Origin of the sequence: Limnohabitans sp., from assembly GCF_031539175.1 — a bacterium.
GTDB lineage: Bacteria > Pseudomonadota > Gammaproteobacteria > Burkholderiales > Burkholderiaceae_C > Limnohabitans.
The window spans coordinates 1-3,341 of record NZ_JAVKLQ010000038.1; the positions used below are offsets into that span (position 1 = coordinate 1).

The window sequence follows — 3,341 nt, forward strand, 5'->3', positions numbered from 1 at the left end:
ATGGACATGCCGGCTTCAGCCTGTTTGAGGAAAGCGATGATTTGCTCATCGGTAAATCGTGTGGTCTTCATATCCGCAATTCTCCAGAATTTGCGGACTAACTGCCATTACCTTGGTACGGCTGGCAGGGGGCAGGTCACACCTACGTGCTAGATGGCGACAACGTGCGTCACGGTCTGAACAAAGACCTAGGATTTACCCAAGAAGACCGCATCGAGAACATTCGCCGCGTAGCCGAAGTGGCCAAGCTCATGGTGGATGCTGGCTTGGTGGTGCTGACCACCTTTATCTCGCCCTACCGCGCTGACCGCGACATGGCGCGTGCGCTGTTTAACGAAGGTGAGTTTTTTGAAGTCTTTGTAGACACGCCGCTTGAGGTGTGCGAAGCGCGTGACCCCAAAGGCCTCTACAAAAAAGCACGCAGAGGTGAAATTAAAAACTTCACCGGTATTGACTCAGCCTATGAAGCGCCTGAGACACCTGACCTCACCATCAATACGCACGCCATTACTATTGATCAAGCGCTGGGGCAACTTCTGAAAATTTTGGCGTGACTAACTTTCTCAACTGATCCGTCATCTTGGTACAGAACCGACGGCAACTAAATCAACTCAGCCGCTGAGCGAAGTCTGTTGGCCGTTGTGGGCAAGCCCCCTACCTCCAACGCATAAGCAAAATCTTCGGGACTGGATAAAGGCTTCTTGCGACGTGCCCTCATGCGCTTGAATGCAGCGATTGCATTCACTGGGTCTAAATCCCATTGATTGATGATGAAGGTGTCTGGATCAATGGCCTCGATGCCATATTGCATAAGAACTTCAACAGGAAAGTCTTTTAAATTAGCCGTCACGATGCAATCTGCGTGACCGGCAATTGCAGCGGCTAGCACGTGTGCGTCGTCGGGGTCAGGAAGAATAATTCCCGGCACCAAAGGCTGCCAAGCAGACTCCACGACCTCCCAGTCAGGCACAGCATCACGCATGCTGTCGCGCCTAATATTTAACTTGCCAACTAAATCGGACCGGTTGGACTCAAGAGATCGAATCCACTCGTTTTCAATCTTCGTTGTCCACTTGGCGGCGAAAAAACCCGTTGTCGCCAAACTTAGCAATGCATCTGTCATTGCCAAGGGATACAAAACACACGCATCTAACAGCGCCGTGTAACGGGCATGACCAGCCATCAGTAATCAAGCCCCAACTCACGGGCATTGCTTGCCATGCGGTCAAGCGCCCCCTCTTGCTTTGCGCGCATAGCTTGGGCGTAACCCATCAAGTCATCTAACGCAATACGACGGTGCGAACCCACTTTGCGGTGTGGCAGTCGGCCAGACTCCATTTCCTTAATCACAAATGGACGAGACACATTTAAAAAATTTGCAGCCTCTACCGTTGTGAACTCTTGCTCGGTCGGCATCAACACCATCGGACGCCCTTCACTCATCGCTCCCAACAACTGCCCAATCAACTTGAGCGCAGCAGGAGGAACCTCTACGGTGGGATGCTCACCCGTGTCCGTGGTCAACGTGATAGCTGCTGCGCGTGAATGGTCTAACGAAGCCATGATGCAGCGCTGTGCGACTCGCACCATCTCTTTGTCTTTCGCATTGAGAGATGGTGGCGTGACTTCTTGAACGCGATCAACGGTACGCATATTTTTCTCCTAATTTTTGCTGCTCAGACAACTGAACTTGCAAAATCGAGGATAACACGCCAAGTGCAATAACTGAAGTAAATGAAACAAGATGAATGTTAGACCGCGCAAAACTCAAACCCGCCCATACAAATCCTCAAACCGCACAATGTCGTCCTCGCCAAGGTAAGAACCCGACTGCACCTCAATCAAATGCAGCGCCACCTTGCCTGGGTTTTCTAGCGCGTGCTTCACGCCCACGGGGATGTAGACCGACTCGTTTTCTGTCACCAGCTTGCTCTCGTCACCCAAACGCACCAGTGCCGTGCCCGACACCACCACCCAATGCTCGGCGCGGTGGTGGTGCATTTGCAGCGACAACTTCGCACCGGGCTTCACCTTGATGCGCTTGACCTGAAAACGCCCGCCACTGTCCACCGAGTCGTAGCTGCCCCACGGACTGAACACCTCGCGGTGTTGGTCTACCTCGGGGCGCTTTTGGGCTTTCAGGCGGTCCACCACCTTCTTCACGTCTTGGGCTTTGTCTTTGTGGGCTACGAGCACCGCGTCTGAGGTTTCGACCACCACCAAATCTTCCACGCCAATCAGCGCCACCAAGCGGCTGTCGGCATGCACGTAGCTGTTCTTGGCGCCTTCCAACAGCACGTCACCTCGGGTGGCGTTGCCTTGCGCGTCTTGCGGCAACACTTGCCAAACGGCAGACCATGCGCCCACGTCGTTCCAGCCTGCGTCTAGCGGCACCACCACGGCTTTGCTGGTTTTCTCCATCACCGCGTAGTCCACGCTGTCGCTTGGGCTGATGGCAAAGGCTTCTTTGTCCAAGCGCACAAACTCAAGGTCTTTTTGTGCGTTGTTCCATGCGCCTAGGCAGGCTTGCAGCATGGCGGGGTTGGCCTTGCCCAACTCCTCTAAAAACACCGACGCCTTGAACATGAACATGCCGCTGTTCCAGGTGTAGCTACCGTCTTTTAAGTAAGCCTGCGCCGTGGCGAGGTCGGGCTTTTCTACAAACTGCTGCACCAGCACAGCCGCATTCGCGTCCAGCGCCAAACTGGCTTTGACGTAGCCATAACCCGTCTCGGGGTGCGTGGGCACAATGCCAAACGTCACCAGCGTGCCCGCCTCTGCAGCCTTCAGCCCCACACGCACAGCGTGGTGGAAGGCCGGCACATTGGCAAACGTGTGGTCTGAGGGCAGCACCAGCAACACGGGGTCGGCCCCCGTGGCAAGCGCCGCCAACGCTGCCACCGCAATGGCTGGCGCGGTGTTGCGCGCCACCGGCTCTAGCAAGATGCTGAGTGGCTCCACCCCCGCCTCGCGGCACTGCTCGCCCACCAAAAAACGGTGCTCGTGGTTGGCCACCACGATGGGCCGCATGGCGTCTGCCGTGATGCCCTGCAAGCGCCGGAGCGTCAGCTGAAACAGCGAGGCGTCTTCTGTCACGCCTAAGAATTGTTTGGGGCGCAATGAGCGAGACAGCGGCCATAGGCGCGAGCCGCTTCCGCCCGACAAGATGACAGGAATTAAGGGTGACATGGCGGTCTTATTTAAAAGGCGGATTCAAGGACGAAGTGCAACAAAGATGAACTGGTTATAGGTGGCTGAGGATGCGAGAGCATCATGGCCGCTTTAACCGCCAAATCGAAATTGCCCAATGTACAAGCACCTCAGCCGAGAAGAACGATACC

At 55.2% G+C, this 3,341-nt stretch carries 3 protein-coding genes and 1 pseudogene; 1 reads left to right on the forward strand and 3 read right to left on the reverse strand.

Annotated features, from left to right (window positions below):
* Nucleotides 1-137: 137 nt before the first annotated feature.
* A pseudogene (gene cysC, locus RMS95_RS07250) lies at nucleotides 138-554 on the forward strand (adenylyl-sulfate kinase); the annotation flags it as partial.
* A 47-nt stretch (nucleotides 555-601) separates the two neighbouring features.
* Here the strand turns inward: cysC and RMS95_RS07255 are convergent.
* The 3 genes from RMS95_RS07255 to RMS95_RS07265 form a co-directional block, all read right to left on the reverse strand.
* The gene (locus tag RMS95_RS07255; RefSeq protein WP_310644887.1) at nucleotides 602-1,183 is read right to left on the reverse strand and encodes a PIN domain-containing protein; all 582 of its coding nucleotides are present in this window, start codon (nucleotides 1,181-1,183) and stop codon (nucleotides 602-604) included.
* Nucleotides 1,183-1,653 (reverse strand): helix-turn-helix domain-containing protein, encoded by a 471-nt coding sequence (locus RMS95_RS07260; RefSeq protein WP_310644890.1) that lies wholly within the window; start codon nucleotides 1,651-1,653, stop codon nucleotides 1,183-1,185. Before RMS95_RS07260 ends, RMS95_RS07255 begins: the two co-directional genes overlap by 1 nt.
* Before the next feature lie 114 nt (nucleotides 1,654-1,767).
* Entirely contained in the window at nucleotides 1,768-3,189 is a 1,422-nt protein-coding gene (locus RMS95_RS07265; RefSeq protein ID WP_310644892.1) for a mannose-1-phosphate guanylyltransferase/mannose-6-phosphate isomerase, read from the reverse strand.
* Nucleotides 3,190-3,341: the final 152 nt, after the last annotated feature.